1 protein-coding gene is annotated in these 1,285 nt (G+C 65.4%); it reads left to right on the top strand.

What is annotated here, in order from left to right:
* Positions 1-29: 29 nt before the first annotated feature.
* Positions 30-1,220 (top strand): IS256 family transposase, encoded by a 1,191-nt coding sequence (locus MBELCI_RS18830; protein WP_045320559.1) that lies wholly within the window; start codon positions 30-32, stop codon positions 1,218-1,220.
* Positions 1,221-1,285: the final 65 nt, after the last annotated feature.

Here is a 1,285-nt window from a genome sequence, read left to right as displayed (position 1 = left end):
AGTTTACTGAAAGCGCGAGCGTTTCGCCACTGGCGAACGAGGACGGATACGACCCGATTGAGGATCGCCTGCGAGCGAGTGTCCGGACCACCATCGAGGCGATGTTCGAGGAGGAGCTGGCCGACTTTCTCGGCCGCCTACGCTATGGCCGCGGAGAGGGTCATGCGAAAGGTTACCGGCACGGGCACCGAGAGCGGCAGCTCACCGGCACCTTTGGCACCGAAACCCTGCGGGTGCCACGCGCCCGGATCGAGGACGCCGAAGGCAAAGTGACGGAATGGCGGTCCAAGGCACTGCCACGCTATCGGCGTCTGACGCGAAAGGCCGAGGCGCTGATCGCGGCGGTCTATCTGGCCGGGACCAACACGCGGCGGGTCAAGCGGGCGTTGTTCGGGCTGTTCGAGGGCGCGGTCAGCAAGGACGTTGTCAGCCGAGCCTGGCGTAAGGTGAAGGTCGACTGGGACGCGTGGTGCGCCCGCAGCCTCGCTGATGAGGACATTGTCCGGCTCATTCTTGATGGCACGGTGATCAAGACCCGGCTGGATCGGAAAGCCACGAACATCTCGGTGCTGGCCGCCATCGGCGTGCGCCGGGACGGTCAGAAAGTTTTGCTCTCCATCAGGAACATGGGCGGGGAGAGCACGGCGGCGTGGAGCCAGTTCCTGGCCGAGCTCGATGCGCGCGGCCTGAAGCGTCCCGCCTTCGTCATCGTCGATGGCGCGCCGGGGCTCGAGGCCGCGCTCGTGGCGCTTTGGGGCGAAGACCTGCCCATCCAGCGCTGCACGGTTCACAAGCACCGCAACCTGCTGGCCCACGCTCCGAAGCGTCTGCATGATGAGCTGACCGAGGACTATCGCGACATGATCTATGCCGACACCGCGGCCGAGGTGGAGAAACGCCGCAAGGCCTTCGTGCGGAAATGGCGGCTCAAGTGCAGGGCCGTCGCCGACAGCCTCGAAGAGGCCGGAGCCCGGCTCTTCAGCTTCACCCGCCTCGATCCTTCGCAGTGGAGATCGGCGCGGACCACCAACGCCATCGAGCGGCTGAACGAGGAGTTCCGACGCCGCATCAAGACCCAGACCGTGCTGCCCTGCGCGGAAACGGTGCCCATGCTGCTCTGGGCGCTCTTGGCCTCCGGCCAGATCCAGATGCGGAAGGTCGACGGCTGGGAGACCCTGTCTCAGCCCCTCGAACCCATGCTTCTTGACCTCGCCGCCTGAAGGGCCGAACTTTCACAAGCTCGGAGAACGCCGCCGGGAAATTCCACCAAATTCGAGACACGACC

The organism is Limimaricola cinnabarinus LL-001 (assembly GCF_000466965.1).
Lineage (GTDB): Bacteria > Pseudomonadota > Alphaproteobacteria > Rhodobacterales > Rhodobacteraceae > Limimaricola > Limimaricola cinnabarinus.
This window is presented reverse-complemented; position numbering and strand designations above follow the sequence as displayed.